Source organism: Hymenobacter sp. DG25A (assembly GCF_001280305.1).
GTDB lineage: Bacteria > Bacteroidota > Bacteroidia > Cytophagales > Hymenobacteraceae > Hymenobacter.
Genome location: NZ_CP012623.1, coordinates 438738 through 458264, shown reverse-complemented (window position 1 = coordinate 458264; position 19527 = coordinate 438738). Strand labels below are relative to the sequence as shown.

The following is a 19527-nucleotide window of genomic DNA, read 5'->3' as shown; positions in this document are numbered from 1 at the left end:
CGGGGTGGTGGCTCGATGGCAGGTGGGTAGCTCGCAGGTCCGCTGAAGTAAGAGAGGAGGTCGAAATTCTTTTTCGACCTTTCGGCGGGTTTAGATAAAGCAACCCTTTCCTCCCAAACTCCTCAGTTCCGAATTACGCAACACACATGATGAATTTTTGGCTAGTCAAATCTGAACCGGCGGCTTATTCCTGGGCTGATTTCACCCGGGATGGCCACACCGACTGGACCGGCGTACGCAACTTTCAGGCGCGTAACTTTCTGCAGCAAATGCAGCCCGGCGACCTGGTACTCTTTTATCATAGCGTGACCGACAAGCAGGTGGTAGGCGTGGCCGAAGTGGCCCAGCCTGCGGCGCCTGATGCCACAGCCGCGCCTGACAGCGGGTGGGTAGCCGTTCAGCTACGTCCGCAACAGGCCCTGGCTCAGCCGGTCTCTCTTGCGCAAATTAAACAAGATATTCGATTGAATAACATCGGACTGTTGCGCCAGTCCCGGCTTTCGGTCATGGGCCTGCGGCCGGAGGAGTTTGATGCTATTCTGGAGCTGGGCAGCTGATTTTTGCCAGTTGTAATTCCGGGCCGCCCGGGATGCATTTCTGCGTGGGGTGTTGTATATTAGGAGTATATCCTGCTTTTATATTTCAGCCTATGCGCTACTTGTTCTATACCTGTTGTTTCCTGGTGGTGCTGGGAGGCAGCACCCCGCGCGCCTGGGGCCAGGCACCCGTGCAGCCCGCCCGGTTTGAGCTGGCCATTACCCCCGGCAACAGTGATGTAAGCGTATTCCCCCTTCCCGATAGCTCAGCCGTACTGTTGGTGCGCAAAGATGCCTTTCTGAGCCCTCAGGACAGCTATACCTTTCATAAGCTGAACACCAGACTGCAGGAGCGCTGGCAGCATTCCATTAAGATGGAAACGCAGTACCAGCAGGTGCTGAGCGGCACCGAGGGCAACCAGGTATACGTCCTGTTTCAGTCTAACTACCTGCCCAGCCGCCTGCTGCTGGTGCATCTGGATGGCAACCGGGGCACAACCCGCCTGGTTAAAATTGACACCCGCGTCTCCCGGGACTTGTTTGATCTGAAAGTGCTGGCCGGCCGGGTATTTGTTACCACGCTGGTTTCCCAGCACGTTACCATTTTGCATATCAACCCGGAAAGCGGGGAGTTTCAGTTCCTGCCCTCGGTATATGAGAGCCTGCCGGCGCAGTTTACCTTCCTGGCCGATTCCGTTACCAAGCGCGCCGAAGTGATTTTAACGCAGACCAACGGCTTAAAATCCCGGCTGCAGGTAAAGCAGCTTTCCCCCCACGGCAACCTGCTGCGCACAGAGTTTGTGCAGACGGAGAGCGACCGAAACCTGATTTCTGCCCAAATAAGCTCCGGCGACAGCACCTCCCGGATCCTGGCCGGCACCTACACCCTGCGCGACCTGCAGTACTCCCAGGGCCTTTTTGCCGCCGACCTCACCGCTGGCGTTACCGCCACGGGGGCCCGCAAGTCGCTGCGGTTTTATGACTTTCTGGCCTTCAAGCATTTCTTTGATTTCATGAACCCGGTGCGGGAAGCCCGTCTGCGGGAACGGGGCGCCCGGCGCAAGGCGGCGGGAGTTCCCATGCGCCTGCACTACCGGCTCCTGATGCATGATATGCTCCCCACTCCCCAGGGCTATATAATGGTGGCTGAGGTGTACTACCCCCGCTACCGCTATGATAATGTGAGTGGCTCGCTTGGGCTTTCCAATACCCGCCAATTTGAAGGCTACCGCACCACTCATGCCATAGCCTGCGGGTTTGATAAGCAAGGCAACTTACTCTGGGACAACACCTTTGTCCTGAAAGACAACTGGAGCTACGAGCTGGCCCCCACGGTGCGGGAGCGGCTGCTGCCCGATGGACGCCTGGCACTGGCCTACATCATAGACCATAAGATTCATTACAAGATTATTGACCGCACCGCTCCCGCCCCCAATGATTTGCAGGTGCCCGTGCGCAGTTCCCTGAGTGACCTGAAAGAGAAGCTGAGCGATACCCAGCAGGAAGAAGTTCTGCCCTGGTTTGGCAGCCGGTTCCTGGTATATGGCTACCAGCATGTGCGCCCCGAGAAGGGCGAAAGCCGCAGTGTGTTCTTCGTGAATAGCCTCGCCTTTGAGCAGTAGTTGATGCCTGATTGCGTGGGCATGCGTATGTTGGGGAAACTTTTTTTCCCTCTATGCGCCACTATTCCCCCCTCCTCCTGCTATTGCTGAGCCTGCTGCTGGGCTCTGCCTCCTCCTGCCGCACGGCCGCCGGCCCCGAAAAGCCGGCCCGTACCGTGGCCGAGTTCTTCCGAAAGTATGAAGCCCGCCCGGGCTTTAAGGCCCAGACTATTGAAGCCAGCTTCACTACCCGCCTGCTGCTGGGCCAGCTGGGTCGCTTGGGTGGAGAAAACGACGTTACCGCTGCGGTGGCTGCATTGCGCAGTGTGCGCGTGCTCACCTTCACGCCTACCGCCAGCAGCGCCCGTAATCTAGTGGAACGGGGCCTGAATGAGGAAGTAGCCGGTCTGCTGAAAAACGAGCGCTACCAGCCACTCCCCGTAGCATCTTCTGCCGATGCTACCACGCAGTATAATTTCTCCGTCCGTCAGGATGGTGACCGGGTGCAGGAAGTAGTAGGCACCGGTAAGGTTGAAAACGTGCCGGATTCCTTCGTGCTGCTGGCTATATCCGGCAATTTCACGCAGGACCAGCTGCAGCAGCTGCTGAAAATTCTGCCGGGAGCAGTAGATCAGATGGCCAAGTAACCGGAAGCATCTGCTCCCGCTACCCCATAAAAAAAGCGGTGAACCGAAAGGCTCACCGCTTTTTTTCATCTAGCCGGGCCGGTTAGGGCTGAGGCTGGCTCGGAATGTAGAACTCAAACTTGAACTCTACCCGACGGTTTTTCGACATGTTCTTCGAGTTAGTGTTCGGGGCAGCTGGCATCGATTCGCCGAAGCCTTCCGTGGTTACCCGGTTCGGATCTACCTTCTTGGTGGTGAAGTAGCGCTTGGCCGAATTTGCACGACGCTCTGACAGACCCTGGTTGTACTCATCGGTACCGCGGCTATCGGCGTGGCCCGAGATGCGCAGGCTGTACTCGGGGTACAGTTCCAGAATCTTAATCATGTTGTCCAAGGTAGGATAAGCGCTGCGCTTGATAACCGTGCTGTTGGTTTCAAACTGCACTGGCTTCACCTTATTGAACAGGGCGGGGTCAATTACGCGGCAGCCGGTAGAGTCTACCTGAGCACCGGTTGGGGTGCCGGGGCACTTATCACGGTTGTCCGGAACACCGTCGCCGTCCTTATCCAGGTTCAGGGGGCAGCCTTCGGCATCTACCTGGGTACCAGCGGGGGTATCGGGGCACTTATCGTTTTTGTCTGCTACACCGTCGTTATCGGCATCGGGGCAGCCGCGCAGGGCAGCCGTACCAGCCTGGTCGGGGCACTCGTCTTCGGAGTCGCGCACGCCGTCGTTGTCACGGTCGGGGCAGCCTTCCAGAGCAGCTGTACCGGCTTCGGTGGGGCACTTATCCTGGTAATCTGGTACACCGTCTTTGTCACCATCAAGCGGGCAGCCGGCTTCATCCACCGCTACGCCGGCAGGGGTGCCGGGGCATTTGTCTTTCCGATCCGGAACACCATCAGCATCGGTATCCTTGGCTTTGCCCAGGGCAATGTTCAGGCCCACGGTGTGCTGCAGGAAACGGTCGTCAATCTTGTTATCGTCGCGGGAAGGGTCGCCATCAATGTTGGCCCCCAGCGGGAAGTGCTGGCCAGTCTGCACAAACAGACCTACTGACTCACCCAGCTGGAAGTTGATACCCGCGGCACCGAACAGATCCAGGTGGTTTTTGTCTTCGTCGGTTACTATTGACTGATTATTGCGGTTGATAACCCCTTCGCGGCTCAGGTACGTGAGGCCCGGAGCGAGCAGCAGGTAGGGCTGAATAGGAGAATCTTCTTTCAAAGCCCAGCCGTTGTTCAGCTTCAGCTTCAAACCCAGATTCACGTTTACCACATTGGTGGCGAAGGTGCTGCCGTAGAGATTGGGGCCGGCGGGGGCCGTCTTCTTGAACTCTACGTAGTTACCGCTCAGCTGCAGGTCCAAACCGGGGGTCAGGTAGCGACTAATGGTCAGGCCTGGTGCGTACTTGTTTTCACCAAACTTCCAGTAGTCGGAACCGAAGTTGCCTTTGTACTGCATGGCACTGACATTGAGGCCGATAGCCGTCTTACGGTCGGCTGTCTGCGCCTCGGCCTTGGGAGCCGCTGCCAGGAGCGTCAGACCCAAGAGAGTTGAGGTTGCTAAAAAGTGTTTCATAGGGACGAAATTAGGTGGAAGAATTGCACAGGCGGGAGCCGCCACCGTTTGGGTATAGCATATCCGAACTATCCGCCTATACCCTTCTTAGCCAAATAAAGTTGCTCCCGGGGTGGCCAAACACGAGCCTACAGGGCATTATTAGGCCTTCAACCCATACATATTCAACAATTTATATTTAAAATAACTACGCAAAAGCCCGATTGCACTGTTCTTTCCAAGGGTAAATTTGATCCTGTAGAAAGCCAATAAAAATAAATGATAAAAAAAGAAGACGCTTGTACTTACAAGCGTCTTCTTGGGGTGACTTAAGCGTATTTTTCTTCTGGCAGGCCTAGGCTTATCGGCGCATGAGACGCTCAATGTCGTCGGCCTCCAGCGGGATAGTTCTCATCAGGTCCTCATTGCCGGATTTCGTGATGAGAATGTCATTTTCCAGGCGAATGCCCAGCCCCTCTTCCCGGATGTAAATACCCGGCTCGCAGGTGTACACCATACCGGCTTCGAAGGGTCGGTATTTGAAGCCGACATCGTGCACATCCAGGCCCAGATAGTGGGAGGTGCCGTGCATGAAGTACTTCTTATAGAGGGGGGCGGCGGGGTCCTGGTTTTTCACGTCCTGCGCATTGAGCAGGTCCAGCTTAATCAGTTCCTGCTCCATGGTGCGGCCTACGGCGGCGTGGTAGTCTTCAATATTGTTGCCGACCACCAGTTGGGAGGTGGCAAACTTCATAACGTGCAGCACGGCATTGTACACCTGGCGCTGGCGCTTGGTGAAGGTGCCGTTTACCGGAATGGAGCGGGACAGGTCGGCGGCGTAATTGGCGTACTCGGCGCCGAAGTCCATCAGCAGCACGTCGCCGTCTTTGCACTGTCGGTCGTTGCTCACGTAGTGCAGAATGCAGGCATTGGCGCCGGAGGCAATAATGCTGCCGTAGGCCGGGCCGCGCGAGGCGTTGCGCAGGAACTCGTGGTACAGCTCAGCTTCAATTTCATACTCCATCACGCCGGGCTTCACAAAGCCCAGCAGGCGGCGGAAGGCCTTTTCTGTGATGTTGCAGGCCTGGCGCATCAGCCGGATTTCTTCCTCGCTCTTGATGGCCCGCAGGCGGTGCATCAGCGGGGCGGAGCGGCGGTAGTTGTGCAGCGGGTAGTCTTGCTTAATCTTTTTGGCAAAGCGGGCATCACGCGTTTCTACCTCCACCACGGCCCGGATGTGCTCGTTGGAGTTCAGATACACGTTTTCGGCCTCATTCATCAGGGCTATCAGCACCGAGGGAAAAGAGTCGAGCCACATGATGGACTTCACGCCGGACTGCGCGCGGGCTTCGTCCCTGGTCAGCTTATAGCCTTCCCACACCAGAATATGCTCGCTGGTTTCCTTCAGGAACAGAATTTCGCGGTGCTGGGGCAGCGTGGCATCCGGGAACAGCAGCAGAATGCTTTCCTCCTGATCTACCCCGGACAGGTAAAACAGGTCGTTGTTTTGCCGGAACGGCATGGTGCCGTCGGCATTGGTCGGCATCACATCATTGGCCTGAAAAATGGCCATCGATGCCGGGGGCAGCAGTAGGGTAAAATTGCGGCGGTTCTGGATGAAAAGCTGCGGATCGATGGAGCCGTAACGCATAGGAGGGCGGAATAGTGAAAAGAGCTACAAAGACGTGCCACGAAGGCGGGGGCTGCAAGTTAGAAGAATGACGCGCACAATGAAGCGCCCCGGGCTTGGGCGGCTGCCGCAAAAACAATAGCTTAGTCGTATCTTTGCAGCCTGCTTTCTTGCACTTTATCGATGTCCGACGCCTCTTCCCGTGCTGTTCTGCTGATTCAGACTGCCTTTATCGGCGACGTCATTCTGGCCACGGCCCTGCTGGAGCACCTGCACCAAACGGAGCCCGACACGCCGGTGGATTTTCTGGTCCGCAAAGGCAATGAGGGCTTGGTGCAAAACCACCCACACGTGCGCAACGTGCTGGTATGGGATAAGAAGAAAGCTAAATACCGGGGCCTGTGGCAGCTGCTGCAGCAAATCCGGCAAACGAAGTACGAGCGGGTTATTACCCTGCAGCGCTTTGCCTCCACGGGTTTTCTCACGGCTTTCTCCGGATCCCCGCAGCGCATCGGCTTCGATAAAAACCCCTTCTGCTCCCGCTTTACCATGGCCATTCCGCACCTGATTGGGGCGGGCATTCATGAAGTATCGCGCAACCTGCACCTGCTGGACCCGGCCTACGAAGGTCCGCTCACGCCCCCCCGCCTCTACCCTTCTGCCGCTGATGAAGCTGCCGCGGCCCAGGTGGCGAGCCTGGCTGAGGATAAGCCTTATATATGCATTGCGCCTACTTCCGTCTGGTTTACCAAACAGTTTCCGGAGGAGCAGTGGCTGAAGCTGCTGGCCGCGCTGCCGCCCCGCTATACCGTGTTTCTGCTGGGCGGCCCGCCCGATGTGGCCGCCTGCCAGCAGCTGCTGGAGCGCAGCAACCGGCCTCACGTATATAATACCGCCGGCAAGCTCTCCTTGTTAGCCTCCGCTGCCCTCATGCGCGGGGCTGTGCTCAACTATGTGAACGACTCGGCACCCATGCACCTGTGCTCGGCGGTAGGCGCTCCTACCTGCGCGGTGTACTGCTCCACGGTGCCCTACTTCGGGTTTGGGCCGCTGAGCCCGTTTGCGCGGGTAGTGATGCTGGAGGAAGAGTTGGCCTGCCAACCCTGCGGCCTGCATGGCCACCGCAAGTGCCCGCTCAACCACTTCCACTGCGCGCACGGCATCCAGACCAGCCAGCTGCTGGCTGTGCTGGCCGAAGCCGAAGCGGTGAAAAAAGGCGAAATGGTAAGCTGGTAACAGCTTACGTTGGCTCTTCACTTTTACGGCCCTCTCCCCGCCTCCTTGCGTACCTTTGCGGCTTCCGATGCCCAACTAACCGGCGGGCTTGTTGGTTATTATCTGGCAGGGCTTTCTGATAACCGGGCCCCGCTCCTCCCAGCTTACAAGACTCTATCCAATGTCTGATTACGACCTGTACGAGCTGCCTAACGGCATCCGGGTTTTGCATAAACAAGTTCTGCACACCAAAATTGCGCATTGCGGCTTCCTGCTGGATATTGGCTCGCGCGATGAAAAACCGGAGCAGCAGGGCCTGGCGCACTTCTGGGAGCACATGGCTTTCAAAGGCACCGAAAAGCGCAAAAGCTTCCATATCCTGAACCGCCTGGAAACCGTGGGCGGCGAGCTGAACGCCTACACCACCAAGGAGAAAATCTGCTTTTACGCTTCCCTGCTCAGCACGCACTTTGAGCGCGCTTTTGAGCTGCTGACGGACCTCACCTTTCACTCCGTTTTCCCGGAAAAGGAAATTGAGAAAGAGCGCGGCGTTATTCTGGAAGAAATGGCCATGTACCACGATGCGCCCGAAGACGCCATCATTGATGATTTCGATGCCGTGGTATTCGGCAACCATTCCCTGGGGCACAACATTCTGGGCACCAAGGAAAGCGTAAGCGGCTTTCAGCAGGGTGATTTCCGGGAGTTTCTGGGCCAGAATGTACGCACCAACCGACTGATCTTCAGCTCGGTCAGCAACCTGCCTTTTAAGGAAGTAAAGCGGCTGGCGGATAAATACCTGGCGCCGCTGCCCGCTCAGCTGGGCACCCAAGCCCGCACGCCATTTGGCCATTACCAGCGGATAGACCGGGTGGAGCGCAAGCCCATTACGCAGGCCCATTGCCTGATTGGCGGCCCCGCCTACGCCATTGAGGATGACCGGCGCATTCCGTTTTTCATGCTGAGCAATCTGCTGGGCGGCCCCGGCATGAACTCCCGCCTGAACCTGGCCGTGCGCGAGAAATACGGCCTGGTATATACCATAGACTCTACGTACTCGCCCTACACCGATACCGGCCTGTTTGGTATCTATTTCGGCACGGAGAAAAAGCAGGTAGACCGCACTATTTCCCTGGTACAGAAAGAGCTCAAAAAGCTGCGTACCACCCCGCTGGGCGGCCTGCAGCTGCACACGTCCAAAGAGCAGCTTATGGGTCAGTTGGCCATGGCTGAAGAAAGCAACGGCGGCCTCATGCAGCTCCTGGGAAAAAGCACCCTGGACCTGGGTCGCGTGGAGTCGCTCAATGAAATCTTCGACCGGGTGAAGCGCATTACTTCCCCGGAGCTGCAGGAGCTGGCCAATGATATCCTGCGCGAGGACAACCTGAGCATGCTGCAGTATCTGCCGGAGTAATTTCGCTTTTATGGACTTCCTCTCCGACGAGCTGCAGGCCTACGCCGACCAGCATACCTCGCCCGAAACGCCGCTGCTGGCCCGCCTCAACCGCGAAACCCACGTGCAGGTGCTGGCCCCGCGCATGCTCTCGGGGCAGCTGCAGGGCCGGCTGCTGAGCATGCTCAGCCACATGGTGCGCCCCCGCCGCATACTGGAGCTGGGCACTTACACGGGTTATTCCGCGCTTTGCCTGGCCGAAGGCCTGACGGCCGATGGCGAGCTGCATACCATTGAGCAGAACCCTGAGCTGGAAGACCGGATACGCCGCTACGTGGCGGAAGCGGGCCTGACCGGGCGCATACACCTGCACATTGGCGAGGCCCTGCAGGTGCTGCCTACCTTAGCGGAAACCTGGGATTTGGTATTTATTGACGCCGATAAGATTAACAATGATGCCTACTATGAGCTGGTGCTGCCGCAGGTGCGGCCCGGTGGCTTTATTCTGGTAGACAATGTACTGTGGAGCGGTAAAGTGCTGCCCTCCCATCAGGTGCGTCCCTCAGATAAGGACACGCAGGCGCTGCGGGCGTTCAACGACAAGGTGCAGCAGGATGAGCGGGTGGAAAATGTGCTGCTGCCCGTGCGCGATGGAATCCTGATGATTCGAAAGCGCTGATTTTTATTTATCTGACTAATTGATACTTAGCCATTTTTTATCGGATCCGTTAAACGGAACCCGAACTCCCGTGTCTGTATGCGGTGTGCCCTGTTCCTGATGCAATGCAAAAATCTGTTTACCTCCTTCTTGTTCTTGTTTTTTCCGCCTTTACCCCGGCTCTCGCGCAAACCAGCTCCGTGAGCGGGCGCATTGTAGATGGGGCTGACCAAACGCCGCTGGGCGGGGCCAACGTGGTGCTCATTCACCTGCCTGATTCCGTAAAACAAGGTACTGCCGCCGATGCCAGCGGCAATTTTACTTTGTCTAGTGTAGCGCCGGGGCCTTATGTGCTGACGGCCTCTTTTCTGGGGTATCAAACCCTGCGCCGCACGGTGCGGGTGGGCAGTCAGCCGCTGGTGCTGGGGCCAGTGGTGCTACGCGCCGGGGGCGTTACGCTTAAAAACGTGGAGGTAGTAGGCCGCGCCGCGGCCGCCGTACAAAAGGGCGACACCGCCCAGTACAGCGCCAAAGCCTTCAAAACCAACCCCGATGCCGACGCCCAAGACCTGATTACCAAAATGCCCGGCGTAACCGTGCAGGATGGTAAAGTGCAGGCCCAGGGCGAAGACGTACGCCAGGTACTGGTAGATGGCAAGCAATTTTTTGGCGATGATGCCAGCGCCGTACTCAAGAATATTCCGGCCGAGGTAATTGATAAGATTGAGGTATTCGATAAGAAAAGCGAGCAGGCCCAGTTCTCGGGTATTGACGATGGCAACGCGGCCAAAACCATCAACATTGTAACCAAGCCGCAATTCCGCAACGGGCAGTTTGGACGCATCAGCGTGGGCGGCGGGCCGGATCGGTACCGGGCCAGCGGCAACATAAACTCCTTCCAGGGCAGCCGGCGCATTTCCGTGGTGGCGCAGTCCAACAACGTGAACGAGCAGAACTTCGGAACCGAGGATCTGCTGGGCGTGGTGGGCAACTCGCAGCAGGGCGGACGGCGCGGTGGTCCGGGTGGCGGCGGTGGCGGCCCCCGGGGCGGCGGTGGCGGTCAGCGCGGCGGCCAAGGCGGCGGTGGCGCCAGCGACTTTCTGACCAACCAGAACAACGGCATCAATACCACCCACGCGCTGGGCATCAACTACGCCGATAAATGGGGCCAGAAGCTGGAAGTAACCGGCAGTTACTTCTTCAACCGCAACAACAACGACCTGGGCAGCAATACCTTTCGGCAGTATATCCTGCCTTCGGCCGCCGACCAGAACTACACGGAAACCTCTAACAGCAACAGCCACAATACCAACCATCGGCTTAACTTCCGGCTGGATTACAAAATTGACTCCATGAACTCGCTGCTGCTGCGGCCCCGCTTCTCCTATCAGCAAAACAACGGAGCCAATAACCTGCTGGGTCAGACGCTGAACGGCGAAACGCCGGTGAGCAACCTCACCAGCCAGTACGGCTCGAAATATAGCGGCATCAACTTCAACAATGAGTTGCTGTTCCGCCACCGCTTTGCCAGGCCCGGTCGCACGCTTTCCATTGGCGCCACCACGGGCTACAATGATAAGAACGGCACCAGCACGCTGCTTACCACCAACTCTACGGTGGCCAACGCCAACCTGGACCAGTTTTCCCGCCTCACGCAAAGCGGCTGGAACCTGGCTTCCAGCATCAACTACTCGGAGCCGCTAACCAAGCAGGACTTCCTGCAGGCCAGCTACGATTTGCGCTACGCTCCCAGCAACTCCGATAAGCGCACCTACAACCTGAACGAAGGCGGCCAGAGCTACACCGTTCCCGATACTGCCCTGAGCAACGTGTTTACCAATGCCTACCTCACGCAGGCGCTGGGCACCAGCTACCGCCGCCAAACCAAGCAGTTTCAGGCCATGGTGGGCGTATCAATTCAGCGGGCCACGCTCAGCCGCGACCAGGAGTTTCCGCTGGTTACCACCGGGAAGTACACCTTCCTGAACGCGCTGCCCACGGCCATGCTGCAGTACAGGCTCACGCAGCAGAAAAACCTGCGCCTGAACTACCGCACCAACACCTCCCCGCCCAGCATTAGTCAGCTACAGGAAGTGGTGAACAATGCCAATCCGCTGCAGCTCACTACCGGTAACCCGGCCCTGAAGCAGGAGTATCAGCACAACCTGTTCCTACGGTACTCGGCGGCCAAGCCGGAGAAATCCACCAACTTCTTTGCCCTGATTGGCGGCTCCTACACGCAAAACCCCATCAGCAACAGCACCCTTATTTCTACCCGGGATAGTGTGCTGAATGAAAGCGTAACGCTGCCGGCTGGCGCCCAGCTCACGCGCCCCGTTAACCTGGACCGCCAATTCTCGCTCCGCTCCTTCCTGAACTACGGCGTACCGTTGGCGGCCATCAAGTCAAACCTGAATCTGAACGCCTCGGCTACGTATTCGCGCACGCCGGGCCTGATTAACGGAGCCCTGAACTATGCCCAGACGCCTGCTTTGGGCGCGGGCGTGGTGCTGAGCAGCAACATCAGCGAGAAGCTGGACTTCACCTTGTCCTCCAATTCTAACCTGAGCTTTGTGCGCAACACGCTGCAGCAGCAGCTGAACACCAACTACTTTGTGCAGAACTCCCGGGCCCGCCTAAACTGGATTGTCGGCAACGGCATCAGCCTGGCCTCCGACGTGACGCACCAGGCCAACCGCGGGCTTACCGCCGGCTTCAACCAGCAGTATGTGCTCTGGAATGCCAGCTTGGGCAAAAAGCTGTTTGCCAAACAGCAGGGTGAGCTGAAGCTGTACGCCTTCGACTTGCTGGGGCAAAACCGCAGCATTCAGCGCAACGCCACCGAAACCTACATTGAAGACGTGCGCACCGATATTCTGCAGCGGTATTTCATGCTGATGTTTACCTATAACCTGCGCAACACCGGCAGCGGCCAGGCGCCGGGCCGCCCCTAACGGCCGCGCCGCGGTACGGAACCCGGGAATAGTTGTATTTGTGGGGCATATTCCCCGGAAACGGGATATTTCGCCTATTTTGGAGGCTAGCAACGCCGGCAGTTTATTCAGGCCGGGCTTTGCTAGCCTTCTTTTTTGCCGATGAAAAAACTATTACTCGCTATAATCTGCCTGTTGCCCCACCTGTTGCAGGCGCAAAGTGTCCCGGTTCCTTCTGATTTGTACCTGGGCGGGCTGCACGTGCGCCTCACCGAAGGTGGCCGTACCGTGGTGCAGCAGAAAGTAGACGCGCTGCGCCGCCACACTACCTCCTTCCAGAACCGCGTAGCCCTGGCCGATGCGTATTTCCCGCTTATTGACCGGGAGCTGCAGCAGCAAGGCGTACCGCTGGATTTCCACTTCCTGGCTCTGCAGGAAAGCGGGCTGCAGGGGGATGCGCAAAGCATTCATGATGCCGTGGGCTACTGGCAGTTCAAGCGCGAATCGGCGCAGGATTTTGGGCTGCTGGTGAATGAGGTAGTAGATGAGCGGAAGCACATTTCGGCCGCTACCCGGGCCGCTGCCAGGTACCTGGTTCGCAGCAACGGCACCTACCGCAACTGGCTGAATTCCTTGCTGAGCTATAACCTGGGGCTGAGCGGCGCCCGCCCCTACACGCTGCCCACCGACGCGGGAGCCACCGAAATGGAAGTTTCGGAGAAGACCCATCCATATATTCTCACGTTTCTGGCGCACAAAGTAGCCTATGAGCCGGCCTGCGGACAAAATCCTAAGCCGGCGTTGCTCCTGCAGGAGTTTCCGGCTGTAGCTGGTCAGCAGCTGGCACAGGTAGCGGAGCTGCTGCACACCAGCCCCGAGGAACTGGCCCGCCACAACCGCTGGCTGCTGGCCGGCGCCACCGTGCCCGCCGGCCGGAGCTACACGCTCATTGTGCCCGTTACCGATCCGCTGCAGCTTACGGCCATGGCCGTGCAGCAAAAGCAGGTGGCCACCGAGCTGATTCATAAGCCCCAGACCGACCCGGAAAACGCGGATTTTGTTCGTATCAACGGGCTGCGGGCCCTCATTTCCTTGCCCGGCGACACGAAAGAAAGCTTGGCCAAGCGTGCCGGCTTAAAGGTGCGCAAGCTGATGCAGTACAACGACTTGTTTCTGTTCGATAACATCACGCCCGGCCAGGCCTACTTCGTGCAGAAAAAGCGCGACAAAGCGGCCGTGGAATATCATATAGCCCAGCCTGGCGAAACGGTAGCGGCCGTGTCTCAGAAGTATGGCGTACGCTCCAAAGCCATCTGGAGCAAAAACCGCATGGCCCGCAACGAAGAGCTGCACCCCGGCCGCCTGCTGTGGCTGCAGCACACCCGCCCACGCGAAACGGCGGTAGAATATCTGCCTGTCAATAACCCGGCGGCTCTGGCTGCCTTTGAGCAGTCGGGTGTTCCGGCTACTCCTGCAGCCCCGGCTCGCACGCCCCGCCCCGATAACACCGACGTGTACAGCGGCCGCACCGCTTCCGGCCAGCGCGTACTGGACGACAGCCCCGATGCCGAAGAGGAAACCGACAGCACCGCGGTTACTTCGCGCCTGAGCCGTTTGCTGAAAAAGCCAATTGGCAAACCTACCGCCAAAGCTTCCACTCCTGCTGTTATTAAGAAGGATCAAGCAGCTGAAGAAAGCGCGGAAGCCTCCGTAACTGCACCAGCCCCTGCTCCGGCACCAAAGCCTGCGCCTGCCAACCGCGCCATTTACACCGGTACCCAGAATGAGCGTAACCTGCCGCCCTCTGCCCCGGTAGCCGATGAGCCTGCTCCCGCAGCAGAGGCGCCGGTTGAGCCCGCCGTGCTGGCCGCCCAGGAACAGGAAGTAGTTACCGCTGCTCCGGTTATAGCCACTCCGGCGCCCGTTGCTACCCTAACCCCTCAGCCTACTGCCCCGGCGGCGCAACCAACTCCCACCACGGCGCCCAATGCGCCAGTGGTACCGCCACCGGCCGCGCAGACTACTACCGCTGTAGAGCCGGTGCCGGCCAATGGTATGCACGTGGTGCAGCCCAAAGAAAGCCTGTACAGTGTAGCACGGCGCTACGGTCTGCGCCCGGCTGAGCTCATCACCTGGAATAATCTACCCCAGAATCCCTCTCTGCGCATTGGCCAGACGCTGCGCGTAGTAGCGCCCGCTACTGATGAAGTGGCCATTCCGGCTCCAGAAACAGCCGCCTTGGCGCCGGCCGTGGTGCCCTCTGTGCAGCACACGGTGGTAAAAGGGGAATCAATGTATAGCATTTCGCGCAAGTACGGCGTTACCATCAAGCAGATTATGGAGTGGAATAACAAGCCTGACTTCAACGTAAAACCCGGCGACAAGCTGGAAATTAAGCCTGCCAAATAAGCTGCTTTTAGTGGCTCCTTCCTGTTATCATGCGTTTTTCTCCCAGCTTCTTTCTGTTTTTTTCCGGTTTGGTGGCGGCTTCGCTGTCAGCGCAGGCCCAGCAGCCTGCTCCCGCTCCTACTGTTGCGGCACCAGTTCCTCTGCCCAGCCTCTCGGAAGACTCTGTGCGCGTGATGACGGGGCTGGTGCAAACCAGCGTCCGGCAGCTGCATAACATCTATTTTGAGCCGAACGATGCCCGCGCGGTGCAGCTGATTGAGGCCGCTTTGGTGGAAATGCCGGCCCTGAACAAGCGCCTGAGCTTTTACACCGCCAGCCTGCCCCGCGAGCAGCAGCATCTACTGGCCCAGCGCCTGCGCCAGCAGCCATGGCAGGTGGAGCTGCAAACCTTGCAGCGCAGTCCCCAGTACCACGACTTCAATACCCGCGCTGATAAAAATCCGGCGCTTAAAACTGCATTTGATCGTCTGCAGGCCGCCGGTTTCATGGGCACTGCAAAACCAGCCGTTGCGGCAGCAAATCCGGCTGCGCCTACCGCTGTGCCGGCCGCCAAAGCAGTGGCAGCCCCGGTAGTAGCCACACCTGCTCCGATTAAAGCATCTGCGGCGATACTATCGGCTCAGAAGCCAAGTGCTGCTGTTGCAGCGGCTGCCAAAGCTCAGCAGCCCGCACCTGCAAAGCCGGCTGCGGCAGCAGTAGTTGTGGCCAAACCGGTAGCAATTAGTGCGCCCGGCCCCAAACCCGTGACATCCAAGGCCGCGCCGGGGAAAGCGCCGGCCGCAGCCCATGAAGTAGCTGCTAAACCAGCTGTGATAAAAACAGAGGTGGTGACCGTTACTGCTCCCGTCGCTTCAGCGCCGCAAATGAAGCGTCATACCGTTGTGAAAGGAGAAACGCTGTTTGGCATTTGCCGGCAATATCATGTTAAGCCCGCGCAAATGCGGGCCTGGAATCATAAGAAAGAGGATGGGGTAAGAATTGGGGAAGTGCTGCAGGTGCAGGTCGCGCAGTAGCTCAATCTACACTTGATTTATAAAACAGGGCAGCTCATATGGGCTGCCCTGTTTTATGGTGATACATAAAAACCCCTTACCGCGCAATCTTTCCTGGGCCCGCTTTTGGAGGTAACTTTACTTATTAATTAGGAGTGCTCATTTCTGATTACCGGCCTGCTTTGTGTCAGTAATTTCAGAACCTAACACTCCTGATTCAGCCTTCAGAAGTAACAGCCATGCCCGTTTTCTCGCACCTTCACAGCCACACGCAATACTCCCTTCTTGATGGTCAGGCCAGCATTTCGGCTTTGATGAAGAAGGCCCAGGCCGATGGGATGCCCGCCGTTGCCCTCACTGACCACGGCAACATGTTTGGGGCGTTCAACTTTGTGGCTGAGGCGAATAAGTACAACGTGAAGCCCATTGTGGGCTGTGAGTTTTATCTGGTAGAAGACCGCCACAAGAAAAGCTTTAGTCGGGAGAAGGGCGAGCGGGACGTGCGCCACCACCAGCTGCTGCTGGCCAAGGACCAGGCCGGCTACCAGAACTTGGCCAAGCTCTGCTCCATGAGCTTTATTGAGGGCGTGTACTCCAAGTACCCGCGTATTGATAAGGAGCTGCTGCTGCAGTACCACGAGGGCCTGATTGCCACCTCGTGCTGCATTGGGGCCGAGATTCCGCAGGCGCTGCTCTGGAAAACCGAGGCTGAAGCCGAAGAAAAGCTAAAGTGGTGGCTGGATGTGTTCGGCGACGACTACTACCTCGAAATCCAGCGCCACGGGCTGCAGAACATAGATAATACCGGCAAAAGCCAGGAAGACCTGAACCAGGTATTGCTGCGCTGGGCCCAGAAATACAACATCAAGGTTATCTGCACCAACGACTCCCACTACGTGGAGCAGACGGACTTTGCCCCGCACGATATTCTGCTGTGCGTGAATACCGGCGAGGAGCACAGCATTCCGGTCGGTGACTTCCAGACCAAGTACTTCCGGCTGATGTCGCAGGAGAACAAGGTGCTGTATGACCACCTGGATAATCTGCGCCCCCTGGCCAGCTCCGACGACCAAGTGCGGCGTCAGCTCATGCGCATTGATGAGGAAGCCCAGATGCCCAAGCCGCGCGCCCGCTTCGGCTTCCCTAACGACCAGTTCTACTTCAAGACCCAGGAGGAGATGAACCGGCTTTTCCGGGACGTGCCGGAAAGTGTGGATAACACCAACGAAATTGTGGACAAAATTACGCCGCCCAAGCTGCAGCGCGATATTCTGCTCCCCAACTTCCCGCTGCCGCCCGAGCACCCCACCGCCGATGCTTTCCTGCGCTTCTTAACCTTCAAAGGAGCTTTTGAAGGACCTAAGCGGCGTTATTCTGAGCGCACCCCTGAAATTGAGGAGCGCCTCAACTATGAGCTGCGCGTGATTGAAACCATGGGGTTTGCGGGCTACTTCCTCATCACCCAGGACTTCATCAACCACGGCCGCAATATTGGCGTGGCCGTAGGTCCGGGCCGGGGCTCGGCGGCAGGTTCTGCCGTGGCCTACTGCGTGGGTATCACCAACATCGACCCGATTAAGTACTCGCTTCTGTTTGAGCGTTTCCTGAATCCGGAGCGGGTTTCCATGCCCGATATTGATATTGACTTTGACGACGTGAATCGTCAAAAAGTCATTGATTACGTGGTGGATAAGTACGGCAAAACGCAGGTGGCCCAGATCATCACCTTCGGTACCATGGCCGCCAAGTCCAGCATTAAGGACGTGGCCCGCGCCATGGATTTGCCCCTCCCCCAGGCCAACGACCTGGTGAAGATGGTGCCCGAGCAGGTGGGCACTACCCTGGCCAAGGCTTTTGCCGAAAACCAGGAGCTGGACATGATCCGGCGCGACGACTCGCCCGACAACCTGCGCGGCCAGATTCTGCGCCTGGCTGAGAAGCTGGAGGGCTCCGTCCGCAACACCGGCATTCACGCCGCCGGCGTTATCATTGCCCCCGACGACATCACCAAGTACATTCCCGTCTCCACTTCCAAGGACTCGGACCTGCTGGTAACCCAGTTCGACGGCAAGGTGATTGAGAGTGCCGGGATGCTGAAGATGGACTTCCTGGGGCTGAAAACCCTGACCATCATCGTGGATGCCATCAACCTGATTGAGCAGAACCACGGCATCAAAATCGACATCGACGAAATTCCGATTGACGACCCCAAAACCTACGAGCTGTACCAGCGGGGCGACACCATTGGCACGTTCCAGTTCGAGTCGGAGGGCATGCGCATGTACCTCAAGGACCTCAAGCCCACCAACATTGAGGACCTGATTGCCATGAACGCCCTGTACCGGCCGGGCCCCATGCAGTTCATCCCGAACTTCATTAACCGCAAGCACGGCCGCGAGCCGGTGGAATACCCGCACGAGCTGCTGGAGCCCATCCTGAACTACTCCCAGGGTATTATGGTGTATCAGGAGCAGATTATGCAGGCCGCCCAGATTCTGGCCGGCTACTCCCTGGGCGGCGCCGACTTGCTGCGCCGCGCCATGGGTAAGAAGGACATGAAGAAGATGGCCCAGGAGCGGGAAAAGTTTGTGGAAGGCGCCAAAAAGCTGCACAACATTCCCGCGAAGAAGGCCTCCGAGGTATTTGACGTGATGGAGAAGTTTGCGGCCTACGGTTTCAACCGCTCTCACTCCGCTGCCTACTCCGTGGTAGCCTACCAGACCGGCTACCTCAAGGCCAACTACCCCGCCGAGTACATGGCGGCAGTGCTCACCAATAACATGGGCGACATCAAGAAGGTGACATTCTTTATTGAGGAAGCCCGCAAGCAGGGTGTGCCCGTACTGGGCCCCGACGTAAACGAATCCATCCTGAAGTTCAACGTGAACGACAAGGGCCAGATTCGCTTTGGCATGGCGGCAGTGAAAGGTGCCGGCGAAGCGGCCATTGAAAGCATTGTGCAGGAGCGCGGCAAAAAGGGCCCGTTCACGGATATTTTCGACTTCTCGAAGCGGGTGAACCTGCGGGCAGTGAACAAGAAGACGTTTGAAAGCCTGGCTTTATCGGGTGCATTTGACTCGTTTGAGCGCTACCACCGCCGGCAGTTCCTGGAAGCCCCGGCCGGCGACCAGAACCTGATTGAAAAGGCCGTGCGCATGGGCCAGCAGTTTCAGGCCGATCAGGACTCGGCGCAGCAAAGCCTGTTTGGCGGCGGCGCCTTTGGGGCTGTAGCTATGCCGCTGCCAAAAGTGGCTGACCTAGAGCCCTGGGCCGCCACCGAGGTGCTGCGCCGCGAAAAGGAAGTAATAGGCTTCTACCTTTCGGGCCACCCGCTGGATGACTTTAAGCTGGAAATTGACTCCTACTGCACCTGCGGCCTGGACAAAGTAGAGAGCTACAAAAACCGCGAGGTAACGGTAGCAGGTTTGATTACCAACGTCTTGTTCAAAACCACCAAGACCGGCCAGCCCTTTGTGTCTTTCACGGTGGAAGACTACGAATCCTCCCTCAACCTGGCGCTCTTCCGCGACGATTACTCGCGTTTCTCGGCTCTGATTAACCCCCGCAACTACGACAAGGAGCAGGTGCCGCCCATGTACATCCGGGGCAAATACGCCCAGCGCTTCCGCGACTCTGACCAGTTCGAGTTCAAGATTCTGACCATGGAGCCGCTGTTTAACGTGGCCGAAAAACTGGCCAACGGCGTGCGCGTGCAGCTGGATCTGCGCACCATCACGGAGCCGTTTATGGACCGCTTTATGGAAGCCGTAGAAGCCTGTGCAGGTTCCAAGAAACTGGAAATCAAGTTTGCCGAGCCCCACGAGCATATGACCGTGGATATGTACTCGCGCCGCTACCGCATCGAGCCCAAAGAATTTATCCGGAAGATGCGGGAAATGGAAATTGAGGCCTGCCAGCTGATATAAGATAAACGGTGCATTACAAAGACAAAGACAGTATTCGTGGCTATTAT

At 57.9% G+C, this 19527-nt stretch carries 12 protein-coding genes; 10 read left to right on the top strand and 2 right to left on the bottom strand.

Features of this window, described 5'->3' with window-relative positions:
* Nucleotides 1–146: 146 nt before the first annotated feature.
* The 3 genes from AM218_RS01950 to AM218_RS01940 all read left to right on the top strand — a co-directional run bounded on the left by AM218_RS01950 (nucleotide 147) and on the right by AM218_RS01940 (nucleotide 2784).
* Nucleotides 147–557, top strand: coding sequence for an EVE domain-containing protein (locus AM218_RS01950; RefSeq protein ID WP_316937426.1), 411 nt, complete (start codon nucleotides 147–149; stop codon nucleotides 555–557).
* Between the two features lie 92 nt (nucleotides 558–649).
* Entirely contained in the window at nucleotides 650–2158 is a 1509-nt protein-coding gene (locus AM218_RS01945) for a hypothetical protein (protein ID WP_054411351.1), read from the top strand.
* Between the two features lie 53 nt (nucleotides 2159–2211).
* Nucleotides 2212–2784, top strand: a complete 573-nt coding sequence (locus AM218_RS01940) for a DUF4252 domain-containing protein (RefSeq protein WP_082318025.1) — start codon at nucleotides 2212–2214, stop codon at nucleotides 2782–2784.
* A gap of 82 nt (nucleotides 2785–2866) precedes the next feature.
* Here AM218_RS01940 and AM218_RS17160 read toward each other — a convergent pair whose 3' ends face one another.
* Both AM218_RS17160 and AM218_RS01930 read right to left on the bottom strand, forming a co-directional pair.
* Nucleotides 2867–4345: an OmpA family protein gene (locus tag AM218_RS17160; RefSeq protein WP_082318024.1), complete on the bottom strand. Its 1479-nt coding sequence runs from the start codon at nucleotides 4343–4345 to the stop codon at nucleotides 2867–2869.
* Between the two features lie 340 nt (nucleotides 4346–4685).
* Nucleotides 4686–5975 (bottom strand): aminopeptidase P N-terminal domain-containing protein, encoded by a 1290-nt coding sequence (locus AM218_RS01930; protein ID WP_054411343.1) that lies wholly within the window; start codon nucleotides 5973–5975, stop codon nucleotides 4686–4688.
* 162 nt (nucleotides 5976–6137) lie between these two features.
* On the opposite strand from AM218_RS01930, the gene AM218_RS01925 reads away from it, so the two are divergent.
* The 7 genes from AM218_RS01925 to dnaE all read left to right on the top strand — a co-directional run bounded on the left by AM218_RS01925 (nucleotide 6138) and on the right by dnaE (nucleotide 19480).
* Nucleotides 6138–7190 (top strand): glycosyltransferase family 9 protein, encoded by a 1053-nt coding sequence (locus AM218_RS01925; RefSeq protein ID WP_054411340.1) that lies wholly within the window; start codon nucleotides 6138–6140, stop codon nucleotides 7188–7190.
* Nucleotides 7191–7350: 160 nt separating this feature from the next.
* Complete coding sequence (locus AM218_RS01920) at nucleotides 7351–8583, top strand: M16 family metallopeptidase (RefSeq protein ID WP_054411337.1); 1233 nt, start codon at nucleotides 7351–7353, stop codon at nucleotides 8581–8583.
* A 10-nt stretch (nucleotides 8584–8593) separates the two neighbouring features.
* A complete protein-coding gene (locus tag AM218_RS01915) occupies nucleotides 8594–9241 on the top strand; it encodes an O-methyltransferase (protein WP_054411335.1) in 648 nt (215 codons plus the stop codon).
* Nucleotides 9242–9345: 104 nt separating this feature from the next.
* The gene (locus AM218_RS01910; RefSeq protein WP_071843666.1) at nucleotides 9346–12174 is read left to right on the top strand and encodes an outer membrane beta-barrel protein; all 2829 of its coding nucleotides are present in this window, start codon (nucleotides 9346–9348) and stop codon (nucleotides 12172–12174) included.
* Nucleotides 12175–12315: 141 nt separating this feature from the next.
* Complete coding sequence (locus tag AM218_RS01905; RefSeq protein WP_071843665.1) at nucleotides 12316–14562, top strand: lytic transglycosylase domain-containing protein; 2247 nt, start codon at nucleotides 12316–12318, stop codon at nucleotides 14560–14562.
* A gap of 29 nt (nucleotides 14563–14591) precedes the next feature.
* Nucleotides 14592–15575, top strand: a complete 984-nt coding sequence (locus AM218_RS17155) for a LysM peptidoglycan-binding domain-containing protein (RefSeq protein WP_054411328.1) — start codon at nucleotides 14592–14594, stop codon at nucleotides 15573–15575.
* A 218-nt stretch (nucleotides 15576–15793) separates the two neighbouring features.
* The gene (gene dnaE, locus AM218_RS01895; RefSeq protein ID WP_054411326.1) at nucleotides 15794–19480 is read left to right on the top strand and encodes a DNA polymerase III subunit alpha; all 3687 of its coding nucleotides are present in this window, start codon (nucleotides 15794–15796) and stop codon (nucleotides 19478–19480) included.
* Nucleotides 19481–19527: the final 47 nt, after the last annotated feature.

Excerpts from the sequence above, each read along its gene's own strand:
- AM218_RS01930 (WP_054411343.1), bottom strand. The coding sequence starts at position 5,975 with ATGCGTTACGGCTCCATCGATCCGCAGCTTTTCATCCAGAACCGCCGC.
- AM218_RS01920 (WP_054411337.1), top strand. The coding sequence starts at position 7,351 with ATGTCTGATTACGACCTGTACGAGCTGCCTAACGGCATCCGGGTTTTG.
- AM218_RS01910 (WP_071843666.1), top strand. The coding sequence starts at position 9,346 with ATGCAAAAATCTGTTTACCTCCTTCTTGTTCTTGTTTTTTCCGCCTTT.
- AM218_RS17155 (WP_054411328.1), top strand. The coding sequence starts at position 14,592 with ATGCGTTTTTCTCCCAGCTTCTTTCTGTTTTTTTCCGGTTTGGTGGCG.
- AM218_RS01915 (WP_054411335.1), top strand. The coding sequence starts at position 8,594 with ATGGACTTCCTCTCCGACGAGCTGCAGGCCTACGCCGACCAGCATACC.
- AM218_RS17160 (WP_082318024.1), bottom strand. The coding sequence starts at position 4,345 with ATGAAACACTTTTTAGCAACCTCAACTCTCTTGGGTCTGACGCTCCTG.
- AM218_RS01945 (WP_054411351.1), top strand. The coding sequence starts at position 650 with ATGCGCTACTTGTTCTATACCTGTTGTTTCCTGGTGGTGCTGGGAGGC.
- AM218_RS01940 (WP_082318025.1), top strand. The coding sequence starts at position 2,212 with ATGCGCCACTATTCCCCCCTCCTCCTGCTATTGCTGAGCCTGCTGCTG.
- dnaE (WP_054411326.1), top strand. The coding sequence starts at position 15,794 with ATGCCCGTTTTCTCGCACCTTCACAGCCACACGCAATACTCCCTTCTT.
- AM218_RS01925 (WP_054411340.1), top strand. The coding sequence starts at position 6,138 with ATGTCCGACGCCTCTTCCCGTGCTGTTCTGCTGATTCAGACTGCCTTT.
- AM218_RS01905 (WP_071843665.1), top strand. The coding sequence starts at position 12,316 with ATGAAAAAACTATTACTCGCTATAATCTGCCTGTTGCCCCACCTGTTG.
- AM218_RS01950 (WP_316937426.1), top strand. The coding sequence starts at position 147 with ATGATGAATTTTTGGCTAGTCAAATCTGAACCGGCGGCTTATTCCTGG.